This is a genomic window from Bacillus sp. SDLI1 (genome assembly GCF_001553895.1).
Lineage (GTDB): Bacteria > Bacillota > Bacilli > Bacillales > Bacillaceae > Bacillus > Bacillus siamensis.
Genome location: NZ_CP013950.1, coordinates 1,297,317 through 1,317,661, shown reverse-complemented (window position 1 = coordinate 1,317,661; position 20,345 = coordinate 1,297,317). Strand labels below are relative to the sequence as shown.

General features: G+C 45.8%; 25 protein-coding genes and 1 tRNA gene. 21 read left to right on the top strand and 5 right to left on the bottom strand.

The window, feature by feature from the left end; all coding sequences use genetic code 11:
* Complete coding sequence (locus tag AUL54_RS06025) at positions 1-468, bottom strand: hypothetical protein (RefSeq protein ID WP_060963229.1); 468 nt, start codon at positions 466-468, stop codon at positions 1-3.
* Positions 465-668, bottom strand: a complete 204-nt coding sequence (locus AUL54_RS06020) for a helix-turn-helix transcriptional regulator (RefSeq protein ID WP_003155407.1) — start codon at positions 666-668, stop codon at positions 465-467. The genes AUL54_RS06025 and AUL54_RS06020 overlap by 4 nt, the downstream gene beginning before the upstream one ends.
* A 190-nt stretch (positions 669-858) precedes the next feature.
* On the opposite strand from AUL54_RS06020, the gene AUL54_RS06015 reads away from it, so the two are divergent.
* A tRNA-Gly gene (locus AUL54_RS06015) sits at positions 859-932 on the top strand.
* Positions 933-1,022: 90 nt separating this feature from the next.
* On the opposite strand, the gene AUL54_RS06010 is transcribed toward AUL54_RS06015, so the two are convergent.
* A complete protein-coding gene (locus tag AUL54_RS06010) occupies positions 1,023-1,646 on the bottom strand; it encodes a hypothetical protein (RefSeq protein WP_060963228.1) in 624 nt (207 codons plus the stop codon).
* An 84-nt stretch (positions 1,647-1,730) separates the two neighbouring features.
* Here AUL54_RS06010 and queG point away from each other — a divergent pair, with 84 nt between their 5' ends.
* The 18 genes from queG (at position 1,731) to AUL54_RS05920 (ending at position 17,971) form a co-directional block, all read left to right on the top strand.
* The gene (gene queG, locus AUL54_RS06005) at positions 1,731-2,891 is read left to right on the top strand and encodes a tRNA epoxyqueuosine(34) reductase QueG (RefSeq protein ID WP_060963227.1); all 1,161 of its coding nucleotides are present in this window, start codon (positions 1,731-1,733) and stop codon (positions 2,889-2,891) included.
* 76 nt (positions 2,892-2,967) lie between these two features.
* Positions 2,968-3,879 (top strand): amidase domain-containing protein, encoded by a 912-nt coding sequence (locus AUL54_RS06000; protein ID WP_060963226.1) that lies wholly within the window; start codon positions 2,968-2,970, stop codon positions 3,877-3,879.
* Between the two features lie 36 nt (positions 3,880-3,915).
* A complete protein-coding gene (gene trmL, locus AUL54_RS05995; RefSeq protein ID WP_101605566.1) occupies positions 3,916-4,398 on the top strand; it encodes a tRNA (uridine(34)/cytosine(34)/5-carboxymethylaminomethyluridine(34)-2'-O)-methyltransferase TrmL in 483 nt (160 codons plus the stop codon).
* A 127-nt stretch (positions 4,399-4,525) separates the two neighbouring features.
* The gene (locus AUL54_RS05990) at positions 4,526-5,158 is read left to right on the top strand and encodes a YhbD family protein (protein WP_060963225.1); all 633 of its coding nucleotides are present in this window, start codon (positions 4,526-4,528) and stop codon (positions 5,156-5,158) included.
* Positions 5,149-5,862 carry a polymer-forming cytoskeletal protein gene (locus AUL54_RS05985; protein WP_060963224.1) on the top strand — a complete coding sequence of 238 codons (714 nt, stop codon included), beginning with the start codon at positions 5,149-5,151 and terminating at the stop codon, positions 5,860-5,862. Before AUL54_RS05990 ends, AUL54_RS05985 begins: the two co-directional genes overlap by 10 nt.
* Positions 5,863-5,873: 11 nt before the next feature.
* Entirely contained in the window at positions 5,874-6,584 is a 711-nt protein-coding gene (locus AUL54_RS05980) for a hypothetical protein (RefSeq protein ID WP_060963223.1), read from the top strand.
* Between the two features lie 360 nt (positions 6,585-6,944).
* Positions 6,945-8,840, top strand: coding sequence for a serine/threonine protein kinase PrkA (prkA, locus tag AUL54_RS05975; protein WP_016938434.1), 1,896 nt, complete (start codon positions 6,945-6,947; stop codon positions 8,838-8,840).
* Positions 8,841-9,028: 188 nt separating this feature from the next.
* Positions 9,029-10,201, top strand: coding sequence for a sporulation protein YhbH (gene yhbH, locus AUL54_RS05970; RefSeq protein WP_060963222.1), 1,173 nt, complete (start codon positions 9,029-9,031; stop codon positions 10,199-10,201).
* Between the two features lie 194 nt (positions 10,202-10,395).
* Positions 10,396-10,860 carry a MarR family transcriptional regulator gene (locus AUL54_RS05965; protein ID WP_016938432.1) on the top strand — a complete coding sequence of 155 codons (465 nt, stop codon included), beginning with the start codon at positions 10,396-10,398 and terminating at the stop codon, positions 10,858-10,860.
* 36 nt (positions 10,861-10,896) lie between these two features.
* Entirely contained in the window at positions 10,897-11,562 is a 666-nt protein-coding gene (locus AUL54_RS05960; protein ID WP_007610259.1) for an HlyD family secretion protein, read from the top strand.
* Positions 11,563-11,656: 94 nt separating this feature from the next.
* The gene (locus AUL54_RS05955; RefSeq protein WP_101605615.1) at positions 11,657-13,198 is read left to right on the top strand and encodes a DHA2 family efflux MFS transporter permease subunit; all 1,542 of its coding nucleotides are present in this window, start codon (positions 11,657-11,659) and stop codon (positions 13,196-13,198) included.
* Positions 13,199-13,222: 24 nt separating this feature from the next.
* Entirely contained in the window at positions 13,223-13,756 is a 534-nt protein-coding gene (locus tag AUL54_RS05950; protein WP_016938430.1) for an NAD(P)H-dependent oxidoreductase, read from the top strand.
* 12 nt (positions 13,757-13,768) lie between these two features.
* Entirely contained in the window at positions 13,769-14,140 is a 372-nt protein-coding gene (locus tag AUL54_RS05945) for a hypothetical protein (RefSeq protein WP_060963220.1), read from the top strand.
* Positions 14,141-14,259: 119 nt separating this feature from the next.
* A complete protein-coding gene (locus AUL54_RS05940; protein ID WP_060963219.1) occupies positions 14,260-15,027 on the top strand; it encodes a hypothetical protein in 768 nt (255 codons plus the stop codon).
* Positions 15,028-15,029: 2 nt separating this feature from the next.
* Positions 15,030-15,407, top strand: a complete 378-nt coding sequence (locus AUL54_RS05935; protein WP_029575338.1) for a GntR family transcriptional regulator — start codon at positions 15,030-15,032, stop codon at positions 15,405-15,407.
* A complete protein-coding gene (locus AUL54_RS05930; protein ID WP_060963218.1) occupies positions 15,397-16,113 on the top strand; it encodes an ABC transporter ATP-binding protein in 717 nt (238 codons plus the stop codon). Before AUL54_RS05935 ends, AUL54_RS05930 begins: the two co-directional genes overlap by 11 nt.
* Positions 16,114-17,031, top strand: a complete 918-nt coding sequence (locus tag AUL54_RS05925; RefSeq protein WP_060963217.1) for an ABC transporter ATP-binding protein — start codon at positions 16,114-16,116, stop codon at positions 17,029-17,031.
* Entirely contained in the window at positions 17,024-17,971 is a 948-nt protein-coding gene (locus tag AUL54_RS05920; protein WP_060963216.1) for an ABC transporter permease, read from the top strand. The genes AUL54_RS05925 and AUL54_RS05920 overlap by 8 nt, the downstream gene beginning before the upstream one ends.
* 86 nt (positions 17,972-18,057) lie before the next feature.
* Here the strand turns inward: AUL54_RS05920 and cspB are convergent, their stop codons facing one another.
* Positions 18,058-18,258: a cold shock-like protein CspB gene (gene cspB / locus AUL54_RS05915; protein ID WP_003155376.1), complete on the bottom strand. Its 201-nt coding sequence runs from the start codon at positions 18,256-18,258 to the stop codon at positions 18,058-18,060.
* A 446-nt stretch (positions 18,259-18,704) separates the two neighbouring features.
* On the opposite strand from cspB, the gene AUL54_RS21780 reads away from it, so the two are divergent.
* Positions 18,705-18,902 carry a MetQ/NlpA family ABC transporter substrate-binding protein gene (locus tag AUL54_RS21780; RefSeq protein ID WP_250637043.1) on the top strand — a complete coding sequence of 66 codons (198 nt, stop codon included), beginning with the start codon at positions 18,705-18,707 and terminating at the stop codon, positions 18,900-18,902.
* 10 nt (positions 18,903-18,912) lie between these two features.
* Entirely contained in the window at positions 18,913-19,056 is a 144-nt protein-coding gene (locus tag AUL54_RS21775; RefSeq protein ID WP_250637042.1) for a MetQ/NlpA family ABC transporter substrate-binding protein, read from the top strand.
* Between the two features lie 155 nt (positions 19,057-19,211).
* Here AUL54_RS21775 and AUL54_RS05910 read toward each other — a convergent pair whose 3' ends face one another.
* On the bottom strand, positions 19,212-20,291 hold the full coding sequence (locus tag AUL54_RS05910) for a GGDEF domain-containing protein (RefSeq protein ID WP_060963215.1): 1,080 nt from the start codon (positions 20,289-20,291) through the stop codon (positions 19,212-19,214).
* Positions 20,292-20,345: the final 54 nt, after the last annotated feature.

The following is a 20,345-nucleotide window of genomic DNA, read 5'->3' as shown; positions in this document are numbered from 1 at the left end:
TCATGAACCGGAGTTTTTGCCGTGCTTATGAAATGTGAAAACATAAGCCAAATGCTGAATCATCATCAGAATGAAAATCAAAAGAATCGGAAAAAAGGGAAGATGCGGCTGAATCAGCGGATAAAACAAAAGCAGAACGGCTGCGGCCGGCAATGAGAAGTAAACGGCAATATACGAGGAACGGCAGGCTTTAGCCGTCATCATCCGTTCTCTTTCATCCTGTTCCTCAAATTCATCGGGCACAAGCCTGTGCTTTTTGCCGTTCCGTTTTTTCTTTTCAGTGTAGATATATAATACGGCACAAACGGTAAACAGCAGAAACGGCGTGATGTTCAGCTCAAATGAATCGTTCCCCTCCGTCTGGAAAAACTGTGCGATACGCGGCACTGCTTCCATAATGGAAATAAGCGTCCAGCAGGCCAATCCGTAGAGTGCAAGGTGAAAACACGCTTTTCTTTTTAAACTCATTTTTTCTCCTCCTCCAGCCAGAATACTTCCTCCATCGGCAGGGAGAAAGCCCGGCAGATATTAAGCGCCAATAAGAGTGATGGCACATAATCTCCTTTTTCAATCGCCGCAATCGTCTGTCTGGTGGCTCCGGCTTCTTTTCCGAGCGTTTCCTGAGAATAGCCGAATCTGGCTCTCAGCTCTTTTACTTTATTTTTCATCATCAGGCGTACCTCAAGTTTTCTTCTTTCTTATATTGTATGGTATTCTTAACAAAATGTAAACCTGACTTAACATGTGGACAAAAGAAGAATTTTTTTCGACAAATTTTTTAACATTCCCTTGACGAAAAAAAAATATGCATGTAATATTAGAAACATCAAATCGGTGCTGACAAAAAAGCATTTTGATGCGGGTGTAGTTTAGTGGTAAAACCTCAGCCTTCCAAGCTGATGTCGTGAGTTCGATTCTCATCACCCGCTCCATACATACGTTATTAACGCAGTGTTTCGTTTCTCTGATAAACGAAGTATTGCGTTTTTTTATGTGAAAAAAGACACGGAAGGCGTGTCTTTTTATGAAAGCCAAGAGACGGTATGTGTGCCTCCGTGAATTTGTTCAAACATTTTGGTTAAGGATGTTAACAGCTCATCTGCCGCGTCGGCATGAATTGAAGGCGGAAAAAAGATCAGCTGCAGCATGTCCTTTGTCCCGGCTGTTACAGGGCGGGTGTTGATTTGTCCGGTAAGGCCGCCGAAAATGCCGCCAGAGTCGGAGAAAGCCAGTACGTGTTCTTTTTCTCCGATTGTGATTGAAATCGGTTCATTCATCTTTGCGGCGTCATACGCCATGATGGGCAATGAATATTTCAAGGAGAAAAAAAGTATGGTATCATGGGCTGAATTCACACTTTCGATGAAGCGCTCCCGGGAAATATCGCCGAGCATAAGCTCCATCGGCGTTTTTTGTCCTGAAAAGGCGGGACTGAGCTGTTCCATCATACGCGCCCATTCTTTCACAAAAGGCTGTTCATCTATACCGCCGTCAGCATAATCAAAGTAAAGCGATTCTTGAAATAAACGGAGGCGGCCTTTCAGCATTTGCGGGGCAGGCCCGACTTCAATCTGTTCATATAATACGGCTGCCGCTTTGATCCCCGGCACCCGTTCAGCAATAAGAGGATCTAAACTGATGTTCAACTGTGTTCACTCCATTTCGGGATGATAAAACTCTATTATACCCGTACGGGAGCCTGATCACAAAGAAAGGAGGCTGTGCAAAAAATGAATATTCATAAACTGAAAGAAGAATTAATCGAATACGCCAAAAGCATCGGAGTCGACAAAATCGGGTTTACGACGGCTGATACGTTCGACAGTCTGCGGGACCGGCTGATTCTTCAGGAATCACTCGGCTATTTATCCGGGTTTGAAGAGCCTGATATTGAAAAACGGGTCACTCCGTCTTTGCTTCTGCCAAAAGCCAAATCGATCGTAGCCATCGCCCTTGCCTATCCTTCCAAAATGAAAGATGCGCCGAGGAGCACGAGGGACGGCCGGCGCGGCATTTTTTGCAGAGCTTCCTGGGGGAAGGATTATCATGACGTGCTGCGCGAAAAGCTTGATCTGCTGGAGAATTTTCTCCAAAGCAAACATGAGGATATCCGCACGAAGTCAATGGTGGATACGGGAGAATTGTCCGACAGGGCCGTGGCGGAACGGGCGGGAATCGGTTTCAGCGCCAAAAACTGCATGATCACCACACCTGAATACGGTTCTTACGTCTATCTCGCTGAAATGATCACCAATCTGCCCTTTGAACCGGATGTGCCGATTGAAGATATGTGCGGATCGTGCACAAAATGTTTAGACGCGTGCCCGACCGGCGCGCTCGTTAATCCCGGACAGCTTAATGCCCAGCGCTGTATTTCATTCCTGACCCAGACAAAGGGGTTTTTGCCGGATGAATTCCGCACGAAAATCGGAAACCGCCTGTACGGCTGCGACACGTGCCAGACGGTCTGCCCGATTAATAAGGGGAAAGATTTTCATCTTCATCCGCAGATGGAGCCCGATCCGGAAATCGCCAAGCCGCTGTTAAAGCCGCTCCTGACTATAAGCAACCGGGAATTTAAAGAAAAATTCGGACATGTATCCGGTTCATGGCGCGGCAAGAAGCCGATTCAGCGAAATGCTATTTTAGCATTGGCTCATTTCAAAGATGCTTCTTCTCTTCCCGAATTGACGGCTTTGATGCACCAAGACCCGCGACCCGTCATCAGGGGAACGGCCGCCTGGGCCATCGGGAAAATCGGTGATCCGGCATATGCGAAGGAATTAGAAAAAGCGCTTCACAAGGAGCAGGATGAGGAAGCCATACAGGAAATAGAAAAGGGGCTGGAGCTGCTTTCGGTTTCTGATAAGACTAAAACCGGCCCGTCCTGACATATGTATAGAGAAAAAGCACTTGGCGTGAGTTCAGGTGTTTTTTCTTTATAAAACAGTATGGTGGGTGGAGCGCTTGAAGCATATTATTGAAGACTTAGCGGAGGCCCGGCTTCATTATTTAGTCAACGGAACCGAGATGAGGCACAATGGGCAGGCCGGCGATCTTGAGGTCCTGACGAGAAAAAAAGAGCTGTTTGAAAAACGGAAAGTTGACATCGTTAAAGCGAAAGCGAAAGCCGTCATTGTCAAAAGCAGTCTTGAGGATGACGGCACGTTATGCGTCATGTACACCATTCATTTCGAATATTTGTGCAAGGAGCAGGACGGGCATCTTTATTTAGAAGAGCAGGTTGAGGAACGGAATGCTTTTCTCTATGACCAGCTGCTGATTAAAGATCGGGAAATAAAGAAAAAACCGGCCGGATTTTCCGACGGAAACAGCGTGATCGAATATGAGCGGAGTGAACGGGAAGATTTCGGGCGGGCATTTCAATACGACCGTCTGGCTGCCGTTCAGTACGCGGAAAAGTTTTGGAATAAACGAAATCCCGCTTATAAAAATTTCGGCGACAACTGCACAAATTTTATTTCCCAATGTTTACATGCCGGAAAAGCGCCGATGCGGGGGCATCCGAACAGAGGCGCAGGCTGGTGGATGAAGGAAAGCTCATGGAGCTACAGCTGGACGGTCGCGCATTCCATGAAGATGTATCTGGCCCAATCCAAGGCCGGGCTTCGCGCGGTGCAGGTGTCAAGCGCAGAGGAGCTTATGCCTGGAGATGTGATTTGCTATGATTTTGAAGGTGACGGCCGTTTTAACCATACGACGATCGTGGTCGCAAAAGATAAAAGCAATATGCCGCTCGTCAATGCCCAAACATATGACAGCAGAATGAGATATTGGTCATATGAGGATTCAACGGCATATACTCCTTCCATCAGATATGTGTTTTTTCATATTACGGATGATACGACAAAAGAGTAATTAATGATATAATGGTGGGCGGAATAAAAAACAGAGGTGAACATCGTGGCATTACATGTCGTTTTATATCAACCCGAAATCCCGGCCAATACGGGAAATATCGCACGTACTTGTGCGGCAACAGACACAACGCTTCATTTGATCCGCCCGCTCGGATTCTCAACCGATGATAAAATGCTGAAGCGCGCCGGACTCGATTATTGGGAGTTCGTCAACGTCGTTTATCATGATTCATTGGATGAATTATTTGAGGCATATGAGAACGGAAAGTTTTTCTTCATTACAAAATTCGGGCAAAAGCCGCACACATCGTTTGACTACTCAAATACGGAGGAAGACTTTTTCTTCGTATTCGGCAGAGAAACGAGCGGACTTCCGAAAGAATTGATCGAAAACAATATGGACCGCTGCCTGCGTCTTCCGATGACCGAGCATGTGAGATCATTAAACCTGTCCAACACTGCCGCGATTCTTGTATATGAAGCGCTGCGCCAGCAAAATTACAGAGATTTGACATGAGAAAAAACCGCCCGGATTCGGGCGGTTTTTTTATTGAATGCAGCGGGGATTCATACAATGTTATATGTATAGGCTTAACAACGTAACAGTGTTATGTTACAATGTGTTCATCGAAGGAGCTGGATTTATGGAGGAACAACTGATTTCTAAAAAAGAATTGCTTGAAGAAACATCAATCTCATATGGACAGCTGTATCGCTGGAAGCGGAAAAATTTAATTCCTGAGGAGTGGTTTATCCGAAAATCAACGTTTACAGGCCAGGAAACATTTTTTCCGAGAGCGGAAATCTTAAAACGCATCTCAAAAATACAGAAAATGAAAGAAAATCTGTCTCTGGATGAAATGAGGGAAATGCTGTCTCCGCAAATGGCTGATGTCGATATATCGTCTGCGGAGCTGCTTCAAAAAGGGTTGATTTCAAAGGCCGCGCTGCAAGTTTACGGAGAAGACGGCGTGACATTCACGTCCCGGGCGCTGCTGTCTTTATATGTGCTTGAAAGGCTTTTGCAGTCGGGCAATATCAGTCTTGAAGAAGGAAAAATGGCGGCAGAGGTGCTGAAAACGTATGAGGCTTCTGAGCTGAAGGCAAATACAGAGCTCGTCATGCTCCGGAAACTCGGCGTAACGACGTGCTTCATCGCTGACGCGGAACATATTCTGTTTGAACCGTCTGTCAAAGTGGCTGAACGAGTGGCGCTTGCTGCGGCATCAGAAGAATTAAAAACAAAATGGATGCAGGAGGACCATCAATGGATGTAACAGATAAATTAGTCATTAACGGTTCAGGAAGTTCAAAAGGAGGCCGTTTTCATACGGTGGAAATCAACGGCAGCGGCACGGTGTCAGGTGACGTAGAGTGCACGAGCCTTTTGTTTAACGGCAGCGGTAAAACAGACGGAAATGTCAAAACGCAAACGCTGACGATCAGCGGTTCGGGGAAAATTTCCGGCAGTGCCGAAGCCGAATCCATCCGAATCAACGGAACGGGTGTCATTAAAGGTGATGTCAAAACGAAGCGGCTGAACGTCGCGGGATTTTCATCTTTCGGCGGCGGTGTAAAAGCTGATGATATTTTCATATCCGGGAAAGCCGGGATTGAAGGGGATTGCGAGACAGAAACGTTCCGTTCGGAAGGCAAATGCAAAATCGGAGGCCTGCTGAACGCCGATGACGTCAATATGAAGCTGGCGGCGGGCGAGAGCCGGGTGAAAGAAATCGGCTGCCGTCATTTAAAGGTGATGAGCAGAAAAAGCGTGCTTGCGCGGTTTAAGCTGATGCCGGCCCCGGTGCTGACCGCAGAGCTGATTGAAGGTGACATCATTGAATTGGCGGACACGCACGCGAAGACAGTCCGCGGAAATTCTGTGCAGATCGGCGCAGGCTGTATCATTGAGATGGTGGAATACAGCGGAGATTTTACATGTGATCCGTCAGCTTTAGTAAACAAAGCCGTAAAAATATAGGAGGAGCTTCAGTGGACACAACAAAAAAATTGAGTCATTTAAAAATGTACGGAGCCGGACACGCCGCCGGGGGCTCCTACCAGAATGTAAGCATTAAAGGAGAAGGCATTGTCGGCGAAGGACTTCAAAGCGAGCGCTGCCGGATATTCGGTACGGGGCGTTTTCTCGGAGATGCCGAAATTAATCGGCTGAAAATTTTCGGGGAACATGAAACTGATGGAGATTTATCGGCACGTTCCGCAAATGTGATCGGCACGCTGAAAATCGGCGGCTCCATGCGTTTCACCACGCTGAGGCTGAAAGGACTTGCCGACATTTCCGGCGGGGCCGCGGGAGAGCAGTGTCATATTAAAGGAAGCCTCACCGTCGGCGGCGATTGCGAGACAGAGCAGCTTCATGTAACAGGCTGTATCAATGTGGCGGGATTGTTAAACGCGGGAGACGTCAATATCCATTTGCGTTATGACCGAAGCAACGTGAAGGAAATCGGCGGTACATCGATCACAGTCAGGCGGAAACCCGGTTTTCTGAAACGGAAAGCCGGCATGCTTTCGGCTGAATTGATCGAGGGAGATACGATTTACCTCGAATACACGGAAGCGGACATCGTCAGAGGAAAGCGTGTGGAAATCGGCCCGGGCTGCAAAATCGGAAAAATCGAGTATCAAACAAGCTGCAAAGCCCATGAAAAATCAACTGTCCAAGAACACATTCAAATGTGAAACATTGTTATGTTGTACAGGAAAGGGTGCTCTTCATAAGGAGCACCCTTTTTGCCGTTATTCGTTTTCAGGTTTGCTGTCGTAACCCGCCGTAAAAATGGATACTAAAAAAGTGAGAATGACCCCCAGTAAGATGATCGTTTTCATCATTTCTCCTCCTCTTTGCTTTTCCATTTGATGTCCGAGTCTGGATGAAACTGTATTTCTTTCATTATGAACGGTGCACCAGACCCTTGTCAATGACCGCCCTTGAGCCGCCTTTATTTTTAAGAAACGAAAAGCATGTATTATCACGTCACCGCATAGATTGTAACAAAGTACCTTATTTCTAGTGCATTAACCATGATAGAGGAGGTTCTTATGGATATATTAAAGAAAATTGAAAAGTACAGAGAGGAAGAGCAGCGTCTCAAATGGGAAGGGACGTTCGCTGATTATTTGGAGATCATAAAAGAAAATCCATTGGTCGCGCAGTCTGCTCATTCTCGCGTTTTTAATATGATAAAAGACAGCGGAATCGAGGAGGATGACGGGAAAAAGACATACAGTTTTTTCTCGCGGGAACTGTTCGGCCTTGAAGAATCTCTGGAACGGCTCGTGGAGGAATACTTTCACCCGGCTGCCAAACGGCTCGATGTAAGAAAACGGATCTTACTATTAATGGGGCCTGTCAGCGGCGGGAAATCAACCCTTGTCACCATGCTGAAAAAAGGGCTTGAAGCCTACTCGTTGACAGACAACGGGGCAGTTTACGCCATCAAAGGCTGCCCGATGCATGAAGATCCTCTCCATCTCATTCCCCATCATCTGCGCGAAGACTTCTACAGAGAATACGGGATCAGAATCGAGGGAAGCCTGTCTCCGCTTAATGTCATGCGGCTTGAAGAAGAATACGGCGGCAGAATTGAGGATGTAAAGGTTGAACGCATTTTCTTCTCGGAGGATAAGCGTACCGGAATCGGAACCTTCAGCCCGTCTGATCCGAAATCACAGGATATCGCCGATTTGACGGGAAGCATTGATTTTTCAACGATTGCCGAATACGGCTCGGAATCAGATCCGCGCGCTTATCGGTTTGACGGTGAATTAAATAAAGCGAACCGCGGAATGATGGAGTTTCAGGAAATGCTGAAATGCGATGAAAAATTTCTCTGGCACCTTCTGTCACTCACACAGGAAGGGAATTTTAAAGCCGGACGGTTTGCGCTCATCTCAGCCGACGAATTGATTGTTGCGCATACGAACGAAACGGAGTACCGCTCGTTTATCGCCAATAAAAAAAATGAAGCCCTTCACTCCAGAATCATCGTGATGCCTGTTCCTTATAATTTAAAGGTGTCCGAGGAAGAACGGATTTATGAAAAAATGATTTCGGAAAGTGATGTTTCTGACGTTCACATCGCCCCCCATACATTAAAAGTGGCCGCGATGTTTTCTATTTTGACCCGGCTGAAGGAACCGAACCGGTCTGATATTGATCTCGTTAAAAAAATGAGGCTCTATGACGGAGAAAGCGTTGAAGGTTACAATTCCGTTGATCTGGAGGATATGAAGAAGGAATTCCATGATGAAGGAATGAGCGGAATTGACCCGCGTTATGTCATCAACCGTATTTCCTCAACGATTATCAGGAAAAATATGGAATCCATCAATTCGCTTGACGTGCTGCGTTCCTTAAAGGAAGGACTCGATCAGCATCCGTCCATTTCCGCTGAGGACAAAGAGCGGTATATGAATTTTATTTCCGCCGCCAGGAAAGAGTACGATGACATCGCCAAAAAAGAGGTGCAGAAGGCGTTTGTTTATTCATATGAAGAATCCGCGAAAACACTCATGGATAATTATTTAGATAATGTGGAAGCGTACTGCAACAAAAATAAGCTCCGCGATCCGCTGACGGGTGAAGAAATGAACCCTGACGAAAAGCTGATGAGATCCATTGAAGAGCAGATCGGCATTTCAGAAAACGCCAAAAAAGCATTCCGCGAAGAAATTTTAATCCGCATATCCGCTTATGCAAGAAAAGGAAAACGCTTCGACTATAACTCACACGAAAGACTCCGCGAAGCGATTCAGAAAAAGCTTTTCGCAGACTTAAAAGATGTAGTGAAAATTACGACCTCAACCAAAACGCCGGATGAGCAGCAGCTTAAAAAGGTTAATGAGGTAGTGGCGCGGTTAATAGATGAACACGGTTATAATTCGACAAGCGCAAATGAACTGCTGAAGTATGTCGGAAGCCTGCTCAACCGCTGATGCTTGATTGATGAAAGGCCCGTCCGTACAAGGACGGGTTCTTTTGTCTATGTTTCAAAATTGTTTGTCAATTGAAAAGTCCGTCCGGCATAAGATAAGAATAAATCTTTTCGCCGGACTTGTTTCATAAACAGGACCAAGCCGGAATACACATGTAAAACGACCATAACGGTTAAGGAGGGGAATTCATGTCCCGTAATGACAGCGGAAATTTTTTGATTTCAGAGGAAGACTGGTCCCTCCATCGCAAAGGCTTTGACGACCAGCAGCGTCACCAAAAGAAAGTACAGGAAGCGATAAAAAACAACCTTCCGGACCTTGTCACTGAGGAAAGCATTATTATGTCCAACGGAAAAGATGTCGTGAAAATCCCGATTCGTTCGCTTGATGAATATAAAATCCGTTATAACTATGATAAAAACAAACATGTCGGCCAAGGTGACGGCGACAGCGAAATCGGCGATGTCGTCGCAAGAGACGGCGCAGATAAAAAGCAGGGGGCCGGAAAAGGCCAGGGAGCCGGCGATCAGGCAGGCGAGGATTATTATGAAGCCGAGGTCTCATTGATGGACCTGGAAGAAGCGCTGTTTCAGGAATTAGAACTGCCGAATCTGCAGCAAAAGGAAAGGGACAATATCGTTCATACCGATATTGAATTTAATGATATCCGGAAAACCGGGCTGACAGGGAATATTGATAAGAAACGAACGATGCTGTCTGCCTATAAACGAAACGCCATGTCAGGCAAGCCGTCGTTTTATCCAATTTATCCGGAAGATCTGAAATACAAAACATGGAATGATGTGACGAAGCCGGAATCGAAAGCTGTCGTTTTAGCCATGATGGATACAAGCGGTTCGATGGGCGTATGGGAAAAGTATATGGCGAGGAGCTTCTTTTTTTGGATGACACGATTTTTACGGACAAAGTATGAAACGGTAGATATCGAATTTATCGCCCACCACACGGAAGCGAAGGTGGTGTCGGAAGAAGATTTCTTCTCGAAAGGCGAGAGCGGGGGAACCATCTGCTCCTCCGTCTACCGGAAGTCTCTTGAATTAATTGATGAAAAATATGACCCCGCCCGCTACAACATCTATCCGTTCCATTTTTCAGACGGGGATAATTTAACATCGGATAACGCCCGATGCGTAAAGCTCGTCAATGACATCATGAAAAAATCGAATCTGTTCTGCTACGGTGAGGTTAATCAATATAACAGGCATTCAACACTCATGTCCGCCTATAAAAACGTCAAAGATGATAAATTTAAATATTACATCTTAAAGCAGAAATCAGACGTTTTTCAAGCGCTGAAAAGCTTCTTTAAAAAAGAGGAAGCGGGGGTAAGCAAAGCATAAGTATTAAACATAAAGCCGAGTGAAGAATCGTGCGGCCGCGGTTCTTCACTCGGCTTTTTTAAATTAAAAATAAAGAGAAAAAAAAGGCATAAAAAAAATCCTTTAAAAATAAAACTTTTCTCTTTACAAATCTTCTTTCATTTATTAATATTTTATCTTGTGAACTATTATTAAGGGAATGAGGTGAAAATACGGTGATTGAATCAGAGCTCGCTTTGCTCAGTTTTGAACAACTGTTTGATACTTCCAGATCAATTTACAAAAAGCAGAAAATGATCTTGGAGACAGTTCTTGAACCTTTTGATATTACAGTCCTGCAGTATCTGCTGATGTTCAAAATACATAAGAGCAAAAGCACGCAGCTTTCAAGGCTGGCTTTGTCGCTTGATCTGAAACCGGCGTCTGTCACGAGAATGACCGATATTCTGTATAAGCGCCGCTTAATGGTTCGGAGCGACTATCACGACGACCGGCGTGTTGTTATGATTCAGTTAACCGAAGAGGGGGAAGAACTTCTAAAGACAGCTGCTGTTCAATATGCCGAAAAAGCGGCAGTCTTATACCGGCAGCTCAATACCGCTGAACTGCAGTACCTGCGCAAGCTGGCGGAAAGTTTAACGAAGCTTGCAAACGGCTGTGCAGTGAAAAACGGAAAATAAAAAAATCCCCACATATTTTTATCATCATTCCACAAAATGATAGAGGAAGAAACGAAAGGAGAAAACAAAATGAACAGAGGACGTTTAATTCTGACCAACATTATCGGTTTGATTGTTGTTCTTGCAATTATAGGCGGAGGTGCTTACTACTATTATCAAAGCACGCACTATGTAAAAACCGATGAAGCAAAAGTTGCCGGCGACATGGCTGCTATCACAGCTCCTGCTGCGGGTAAAGTAACTGACTGGAACCTTGATGAGGGGAAAGAAGTAAGCAAAAACGACGTTGTTGCAAAAATCAAAGGACAGCAAAATGCTGACGTTAAAGCCATCATGGATGGAACAATCGTGAAAAACGAAGTGAAAAACGGTCAAATGGTGCAAGCCGGTACGACAATTGCCCAAGAAATTGACATGAAACACCTTTACATCACTGCAAACATTAAAGAAACTGACATCAGAGACATTGAAGTAGGAAACAAAGTAGACGTCATTGTTGACGGTGACCCTAATACAACATTTGACGGAACTGTAGAAGAAATCGGCTATGCGACAAATTCAACTTTTGATATGCTGCCTTCTTCAAACTCAAGCGGCAACTACACAAAAGTAACGCAAAAAGTTCCTGTTAAAATTTCACTCAGCAACCCATCTGACAAGGTGCTTCCTGGTATGAACGCATCTGTAAAAATCTCTGAATAATACAGATCAGTCATCAAACCATGAAGGGAGGTTGTCTTAGGTGGCTAAATCAGATAATCAAGTAAAAAGTCCTAAAACATTGCTTATTGTGCTTATGGCCGGGTTATTCCTGGCGATCTTGAACCAAACGCTTCTTAACGTGGCGATGCCGCACTTAATGACCGAGTTCGGTGTGAGTGCGACGACGATTCAGTGGCTGACGACCGGATACATGCTGGTCAACGGTGTTTTGATTCCGTTATCGGCCTTCTTAATTACCCGGTTCGGGCAAAGAAGCCTCTTTCTCGTAGCCATGTTCTGTTTTACAGCGGGAACGTTAGTCTGCGGAATCGCGCCTAACTTCTCAACCATGCTGATCGGCCGGTTAATTCAGGCGGTCGGCGGCGGTATCTTGCAGCCGCTGGTCATGACAACCATTCTGCTTATCTTCCCGCCTGAAAGCAGGGGGAAAGGAATGGGGATTTTCGGTCTTGCGATGATGTTTGCTCCGGCGGTCGGACCGACTCTTTCCGGCTGGATCATTGAGCATTACACATGGCGCATTATGTTCTACGGCCTTGTTCCGATCGGGGCGATCGTTATTGTCATAGCGTTTTTCCTCTTTAAGAACTTGGTGGAACCGCAAAAAATCAAACTCGACAGCTTGGGTGCGATTCTATCCATTGTCGGATTCGCCTCCTTGCTTTACGGAGTCAGTGAAGCGGGAAGCGACGGCTGGGGAGACCCAATCGTTCTGTCTACCGTCATTGTCGGTATCGTCGCGATTGCCGCGTTTGTCATTCAGCAATTGCGCTCTGAAAAACCGATGCTTGACTTCCGGGTATTTAAATATGATATTTTCTCACTTTCCAGTGTGATTAACATCATTATTACCGTTGCGCTTTACACAGGAATGTTCCTGCTTCCGATTTATCTGCAGAACTTAGTCGGCTTTACGGCGCTGCAATCAGGCCTCTTGCTATTGCCGGGCGCGATTGTCATGCTGATCATGTCGCCGATTTCCGGTATTCTGTTTGACAAAATCGGTCCGAGACCGCTTGCGATCGTCGGGCTGGTCATTACGGTCGCAACGACATTCCAGTATACAAAATTGACAATTGACACACCTTATACGCATATCATGCTTGTCTATGCCATCCGCGCATTCGGTATGTCACTGTTAATGATGCCTGTAATGACAGCCGGAATGAACCAGCTTCCGGCACGGTTGAACAGCCACGGCACGGCGATGAGCAACACGCTCCGCCAGATCAGCGGTTCAATCGGAACAAGTTTGATCACAACGATCTATACGAACCGCACGACGATGCATTATTCGCAGATTGCGGATAAAACAAGCACGGCAGATCCAAGCTTCATGCAGTCGTTCCAAAGCGCGGTTTCGAATTTAATGGTCAACATGAACATGTCGCTTGATGCGGCGAAACAAACCGTTTATGCCTATCTCTACAAAACGGCTTCACTTAATTCCAACGTTATGGGAATTAATGACGCATTTATGTGGGCGACGATCTTTGCGGTTATCGGCGTAGTCTTGAGCCTGTTCTTGCGTGACGTACGGAAAGACAAACAGCGGGCGAAGAAAAAAGAGGAGCTGTCATTGCTTCCGGCCCCTAAAGAAGTGAAGGAATCTTAATCATCTGAATGGGAGGTTTCCTGAATGAAAATTTACGTAGTGTACGATAGTGAAGGCGAACACACAAAATACCTTGCCGAAGCCATTGCGGAAGGAGCAAGTGAAAACGCTGATGCTGAAGTCTTGATTGACCATGTCGATCAAGCCGACATCCGCAAGCTGAAGGACATGGATGCGATTATCTGGGGATGCCCTGGACACTTCGGCACCATCAGTTCAGGCTTAAAAGCGTGGATCGACAGACTCGGCTATTTGTGGGCTGAGGGCGAGCTGATTGATAAAGTCGGCGCCGTATTCTGTACGACTGCGACAACCCATGGCGGATTAGAAATGACAATGCACAATCTGATCACTCCTATGTTTCACCAAGGCATGATTGTTGTCGGTCTTCCCGGCAACGTTCCTGAAAATGCGCTGTACGGTTCTTACTACGGCGCGGGCGTCACATGCCCGGTTGACAGCGATGTGCTGATGACGGAAGAAGGCCTTCAATTAGGCCGTGCGCTTGGCAGACGTGTCAGCCAGGTCACAGGTAATTTAACTGCCGGACGACAGTAAGGAGAGGGTTATATGGCCATTATTATAGCGGTTATTGCTGCTGTCATTGTGATTGCACTTCTTATCACATTCAATGTCCGCAGCACTGCTGCAGGACAGGATGTCAAAGAAGAAAAGAGAGAAGCGATCGGCACTACAGCCGAACAGCCGGAAAAGCATGATCCGGCCGAGGAACGCTCAGCCGAGCATGTTCCCGTCGTTGTAAAATCTGAATCTCCCCGCGAGAAAAAGAATACAATGGGCGATGATGTGTACCGTCAGGCGCTTCAGAAGTTCAAGACTTCTGAGACGGATCAGGAAACAACAGATCCCGAAAGCAGCGGCAAAATGCAGGATAGCAGCTATCGTGATGCGCTGCTCTCCTTAAAAAACAAAAAGAAGTAATTGAAAAGGCAAATCTGCGTAAGAGCGGATTTGCCTTTTTTTTATTGAAGATATTGTAATTTGTGATGATCTAGTGTACTATGTGACTCATACACTGGTCCCGAATGGAGAGAGAAAGAATGACATCGTTTTTAGGTCTGCTGAAAAAAGATGCGAAGGTTTCATGGGTCTGGCTGGCGGTTTGGCTTTGCGGCATGATCTTCTGGGCGGCGGCAGCCCACGTTATTGCTGTCCGTCAGAAAGAACCGCTCGTCATTTTCGGCTTTTTTGCGGCAATGGGGTTTTTTCAATTTCTTGCGGCGCCGCTTTTTATGTACTATCACCTCCGCAAAGAAGGGAAAAATCAGCTGTGGCTTTACAATCCGAATGGCGGGTTTTATCTGCTGGCTTCCAAGCTGACGGCCTCACTGCTGTATCAGTTTATCGGGCAGCTGGCGCTGACCGGCTACGGTATTTGGATGTACCGGATGCTTGCTGCAAAAGGAGCGCTGGAACACACCATTCCCCTGGCCGGCACATTAACAGGACTGAATGCTTACCTGCTGATCAGCTCAGCATACTTATCTGTGATCGTGGCCGTATTTTGGACTGTTTTTCACTCGTTAAAATATTTCCCCGTTCTCCGCTGGGTGATCTGCATCGTGCTTGCGTTTGTCTGGGCCTATATTGACGATAAACTCATTACGCCTTTCACTTCATCTCAACACGATCTATGGCCGGTAAAAGTGTATGCGAATTTTGAATTTCATTATACAAAATTGGCCGGCTGGACGATGGAGCTGAACGCCGTCCACATCCCGCTTTTCAGCTTCCTGGCCGTGATTGTGCTTGCGGCGCTCTGTCTCGCGCTGGCCTCAATGCTGCTGAATCGCAAGGTTGAGGTGTAATGATGAAGCATGAATTTCAATCATCAAAGCCGATTTATCTGCAAATTGCCGACCGTGTATATTACCGGCTGATTCGAAACGAGCTTTCGCCGGGTGACAAACTGCCGTCCGTAAGAGAGATGGCCGTGCAGATGAAAGTGAATCCGAATACGATACAAAGAACGTACAGTGAAATGGAAAGGCTGGGGATCGTGGAAACGAGAAGAGGACAGGGAACCTTTATAGCTGAAAGGCCCGATCTGAAAGAAGAGCTGAAAGACAGGCTGACAAAAGACGTATTCAAACGCTTTATTCAGGAAATGGCGGAGCTGGGGTTATCTCCTGAAGAAATGCTCGACGGGATCAAACAATATGCGGAGGAAGCAGACGATGAATCTTGATTTTGAACACGTTACAAAAAAATACGGCCGCAGGCTCGCGGTCAGCGATGTATCATTTTCATTGTCTCCGGGTAAGATCTACGGAATATTAGGACCGAACGGAAGCGGTAAATCAACAACGCTGAAAATGCTTGCCGGGCTTGCATTTCCCACCTCGGGCGCTGTTCGGATCGGCGGACGTGCCGTAAGCCGGAAAATGCTTTTTCGTACGGCTTATTTAACCGAACATGATACGTTTTTCGCCCGGACGACTGTCGGTGATATGCTCACATTTTATCATTCACAATTCCCGGATTTTCAGCTGGAAAAAGCACGGAATCTATTATCGGAAATGAATCTCTCAGCGGAGCAGAAAATAAAAGAGCTGTCTAAAGGCAGCCGGGGCAGGCTGAAAATCGTCCTGGCCCTGTCGAGAAAAGCATCCGTCATTCTGCTGGATGAGCCGTTTTCCGGTCTGGATCCGGCGGTCCGGGAATCAATCGTCAACAGTCTCGTATCGTATATTGATTTTGACAGTCAGATCGTAGTTATCGCCACACATGAGATCGATGAGATTGAGACGCTTTTGGACGAAGTGATGGTGTTCAGAAAAGGGAAAATCGCTGAACGGCGTGAAGTCGAAGAGCTCAGGGAGCAGGAAGGAATGTCCGTGCTGCAATGGTATAAAAGCATTATGCAGGCGTACGAAAAAGAAGGGGGATTCTAATTGGAAACAGTATTGGAATTGCAACAGGTAAAGAAAACGATTAAAGGACGAACGATTATTCATGATCTGAGCTTCTCCGTCCGGGCAGGCGAAGTGTTTGGGTTTCTGGGACCGAACGGAGCGGGGAAAACGACTACGATCAGAATGATGGTCGGATTAATGAAACTGTCTCATGGAGACATCGTAATCTGCGGAGAATCCATTACGAAGAACTATGCAAAAGCGGTCAGGCATATCGGAGCCATCGTGGAAAATCCGGAGCTGTACAAATTCCTGAGCGGCTATAAAAATTTACAGCAGTACGCCAGAATGGTAAAAGGCGTTACGAAAGAAAAAATAGATGAGGTCATCGAGCTCGTCGGATTACAGGACAGAATTCATGACAAAGTAAAGACCTATTCTCTCGGGATGAGACAGCGCCTCGGTCTTGCTCAGAGTCTGCTGCATAACCCGAAGGTGCTGATTCTGGATGAACCGACAAACGGCCTTGATCCCGCCGGTATCAGGGAAATCAGAGATCATCTGAAAAAACTGACACGAGAAAAAGGAATGGCGGTGATCGTCTCGAGCCATCTGCTGTCCGAAATGGAATTGATGTGCGATCGAATCGGGATTTTGCAAAAAGGAGAGCTTGTTGATATTCAAAAGGTAAGAGATGAAGGAACAGAAGAAAAAGATACATACTTTTTCCATATTGAACAAAGGGAAGAGGCGCTTGCCGTCCTGAGTCAGTTTGACTGTGTGAAGAAGACAAGCGGCTTTGAGATCAAGCTGTCAAAACAGGAAGTGCCTGATGTGATTTCACTTCTCGTCCGTGAAAATATCCGCTTATATGAAGTGAAAATCATAACAAAATCTTTAGAAGACCGTTTCCTGGAAATTACCGGCGGGACGAAAGAGGAGGCTCAATATGCTTAAACTGATCTATAATGAATGGATTAAAATCTTCAGCCGTGTCGGCACGTGGGCTATGATTGTGATTTTAGGCCTTGCGATGACCGGCTTTGCACTTCTGTCAAACCATTTCACCTCCAACGAAGCCAATCCGAATTGGAAGCAGGAGCTCCAGGGTGCAAACAAAGAAATGAAACAGCAGATGAAGGAAACCGGAAATCAGACTGTCATTGATAGTCTGAAACAGAATATCGCGATAAATGAATACCGTATGGATCATAATATCCCCGAGGATACAGGGTACACCGTGTGGTCATACGTAGCTGATTCTTCGATGATGACGGTTTTGACCGGCTTGTTCACGATTATCATCGCAGCAGGCATCGTGGCGAATGAGTTCAACTGGGGAACCATCAAACTGCTGGCCATCCGTCCGCTCAGCCGTTTTCAAATTTTGCTTTCTAAATATATGACGGTGCTGTTGTTCGGACTGTTGATGCTTGTGATTTTATTTGCCGGTTCCGCTCTGTTGGGATTGCTCTTTTTCGGTACAGGCGGAGATACTGCGGCCAATGTCCATCTCGTATACAAAGACGGCCGTGTTTTTGAACAAAATATCATCGCCTTTCTCGCTAAAACATATATCTATGAATCTGTCTCCGCTTTTATGCTTGCGACGATGGCGTTTATGCTATCTGCGGTATTCCGAAACAGCTCATTAGCGGTCGGATTCTCTATTTTTCTATTGGTTATGGGCAACACGGCGACTGTATTTCTTGCCACGAAATTTGAATGGACGAAATATATTTTATTCGCGAACACGGATTTGTCGCAATATATGAACGGGACTCCTTTAGTAGAGGGGATGACGATGACATTTTCGGTTGTGATGCTTGTGATTTACTTCATTATTTTTATGGCGCTCGCATTCGGCGTCTTCTTAAAACGGGATATTGCTACCTGATGTAAAAAAGCTGTTTTGCCTAGGCAAAACAGCTTTTAGATATAAAAAAAACCGCCGGCTTGCACCGGCAGGTTTTTTTAAGACATTTATGCTTTTGTTACGTTAGCAGCTTGTGGTCCGCGGTTTCCTTCAACGATTTCGAAAGAAACAGATTGGCCTTCTTCTAAAGTTTTGAAGCCTTCGCCTTGAATAGCAGAGAAGTGAACGAATACATCGTCTTGACCTTCTACTTCGATGAATCCGAATCCTTTTTCAGAGTTGAACCATTTTACTTTACCTTCTAACATGAAATTTCCTCCTAAAGCGACATAACGCTTAAATTCACTATTCTTGCTCTAAAACAAACTTCCAAGACGAAAACTCTTACAAAACTTTCTTCTTAAAGATAGTTCGAACAAAAATAATTACCTTTACTCTACCAGTAATCCGGAGAAAAAACAACTGCTAAATGTAACTTTTTTTGAAATAACATTTTTAAAGTCGAAATCGCGCGGATACGGAAGGCTGATCTGAGATTGAACAGCACATTTTGCAGCTCATAAAAGCCGCTCTCTACAACCTTAACTTAATCATGAGCCCGAATGCATGGTGCAGTGCTGCACATAAAAATAGATAGGGAGTAGGTCATCTTGAAGCTGCGGATTATAAAGAATCTGGTTTCTCTTCATTTTGATCATGCCGCTTACTTCATGCCACGATCCCGCTTGGAATCGAGCCATTACTATTGGAATCAATGAATGTCATCCATTTATCTGGGGATTTGTTGCAAAAAGCCGGAGAGGAAGGATTGAAACTTTCATTGGTAACGTTTTCGGATTATGCCGAGGCTGATTTGGCATTTGCCAGCGGGGATTTTGATGCCGATACATTTCAAACCGTTGCTTATTTTAAATGTTTGCCGACTATTGGAAAAAAGAAGCTGCCCCTTTAGGAACGACGTAATGCGGCGTGTGCTCGGCATTTATTCCAAGCAGTATAAACGGCTGAAGGATGTACCGGACGTAGAGGTCATGATCATGCCTGATGAAGCTGTGGGTTTCGGCAGAGCGCTCTTTTTTATGCCAGGAGGCGGGCTGATTACATAGAAAAGGCGTGACGCAGCAGTTTTCGCCAAAAAAGCAGGATTTCATGCGGCTGCAAGAACTCCTGTCTTTGTATCGAATATCAGGACAGCCTGATTCTCGTTTTCCAGCCGGGCGCCGTTGTCACTGAAAAGAAAGAATGATTCTCCCTGTGGCGATCATTCTTTTTTTTCAGTGCTGCACACTTGATTGCGTCCTGAGGTTTTCGCTTTGTACAGCATCCGGTCTGCGATCAGAGGCAGGGTCTGCGGATCCGCCGTATTTGTCGGAAAGTGCGCGATGCCGATAGAAACGGTCACGAAAATTGTATCTCCGCTCGTCAGCAGAATCGGGTTCCCGTCCATCGTCTGCCTGATTTCTTCTGCGAGGTGAAGCCCTTTTGTATACGTGCAATTCGGTATAAGCACCGCAAACTCTTCGCCGCCGATACGGGCTGACGGATCAGAACTGCTGATTAAGAACCTCAGCCGCGTCCCCAGTTCTTTCAGCACTTGATCACCTTCATAATGGCCGTATTGATCATTGATCTGTTTAAAGTGATCAATATCTAAATAAATAAGCGCAAGCTGAGATGAGGATGATTGAGATGCCCGGTCGTACAGGACACGCGAGATCTCCTCGAATTTTCTTTTATTAAAAATCCCCGTCAGAAAATCATAATTCGCTTGAAACTTGTATTTCTTGAATAAAAGTCGGGCATCGGCTTCGTGTTTGATGATATACAGTGACAGCATTCCGCCCAAAGTGGAAATGAGCCAATAATAAACGAGGATTCCGGCAGGCTGTTCAGGCACAAGAAACAGCAGCGTCAGGGTGAAAATAACGTTTGAGAAAAGCAGCATAACGAACGCCTTTTTGCGATTCGGCTTTTTTCCTCTGAATACTGCCACAGAAAGTATGGCAATCATGCCGACTGCGGCGATGGAATAAATGGCGCTGGCATTGAAATTGATCAGGATACGGCCTGCCACAATAATCGCAAAGGCAACTGCCGTAGACACCCAGCCTCCGTAAAGAGCGGCGATGATAATCGGGATATTTCTGAGATCAATGATAGAATCAGAGTAAGAAAATCCGAAAGCAATCAGAAAAACCCCTAAAAGCCCGCAAGCCGCCCCCTTCAGTAATTGAAACATCGGACGGTCTTCTTTATACGACAGCGACTCTTTAAAAAGAAGGGTGAAGAGATAATTAAATGTGATTAAAATCGTCAAATTAAGAAACAGTTCCTTCAGCATAACAATCACCCTTATATAAGTTACTAAAGAAAGGGTGGAAAGAAAAGAGAAAAG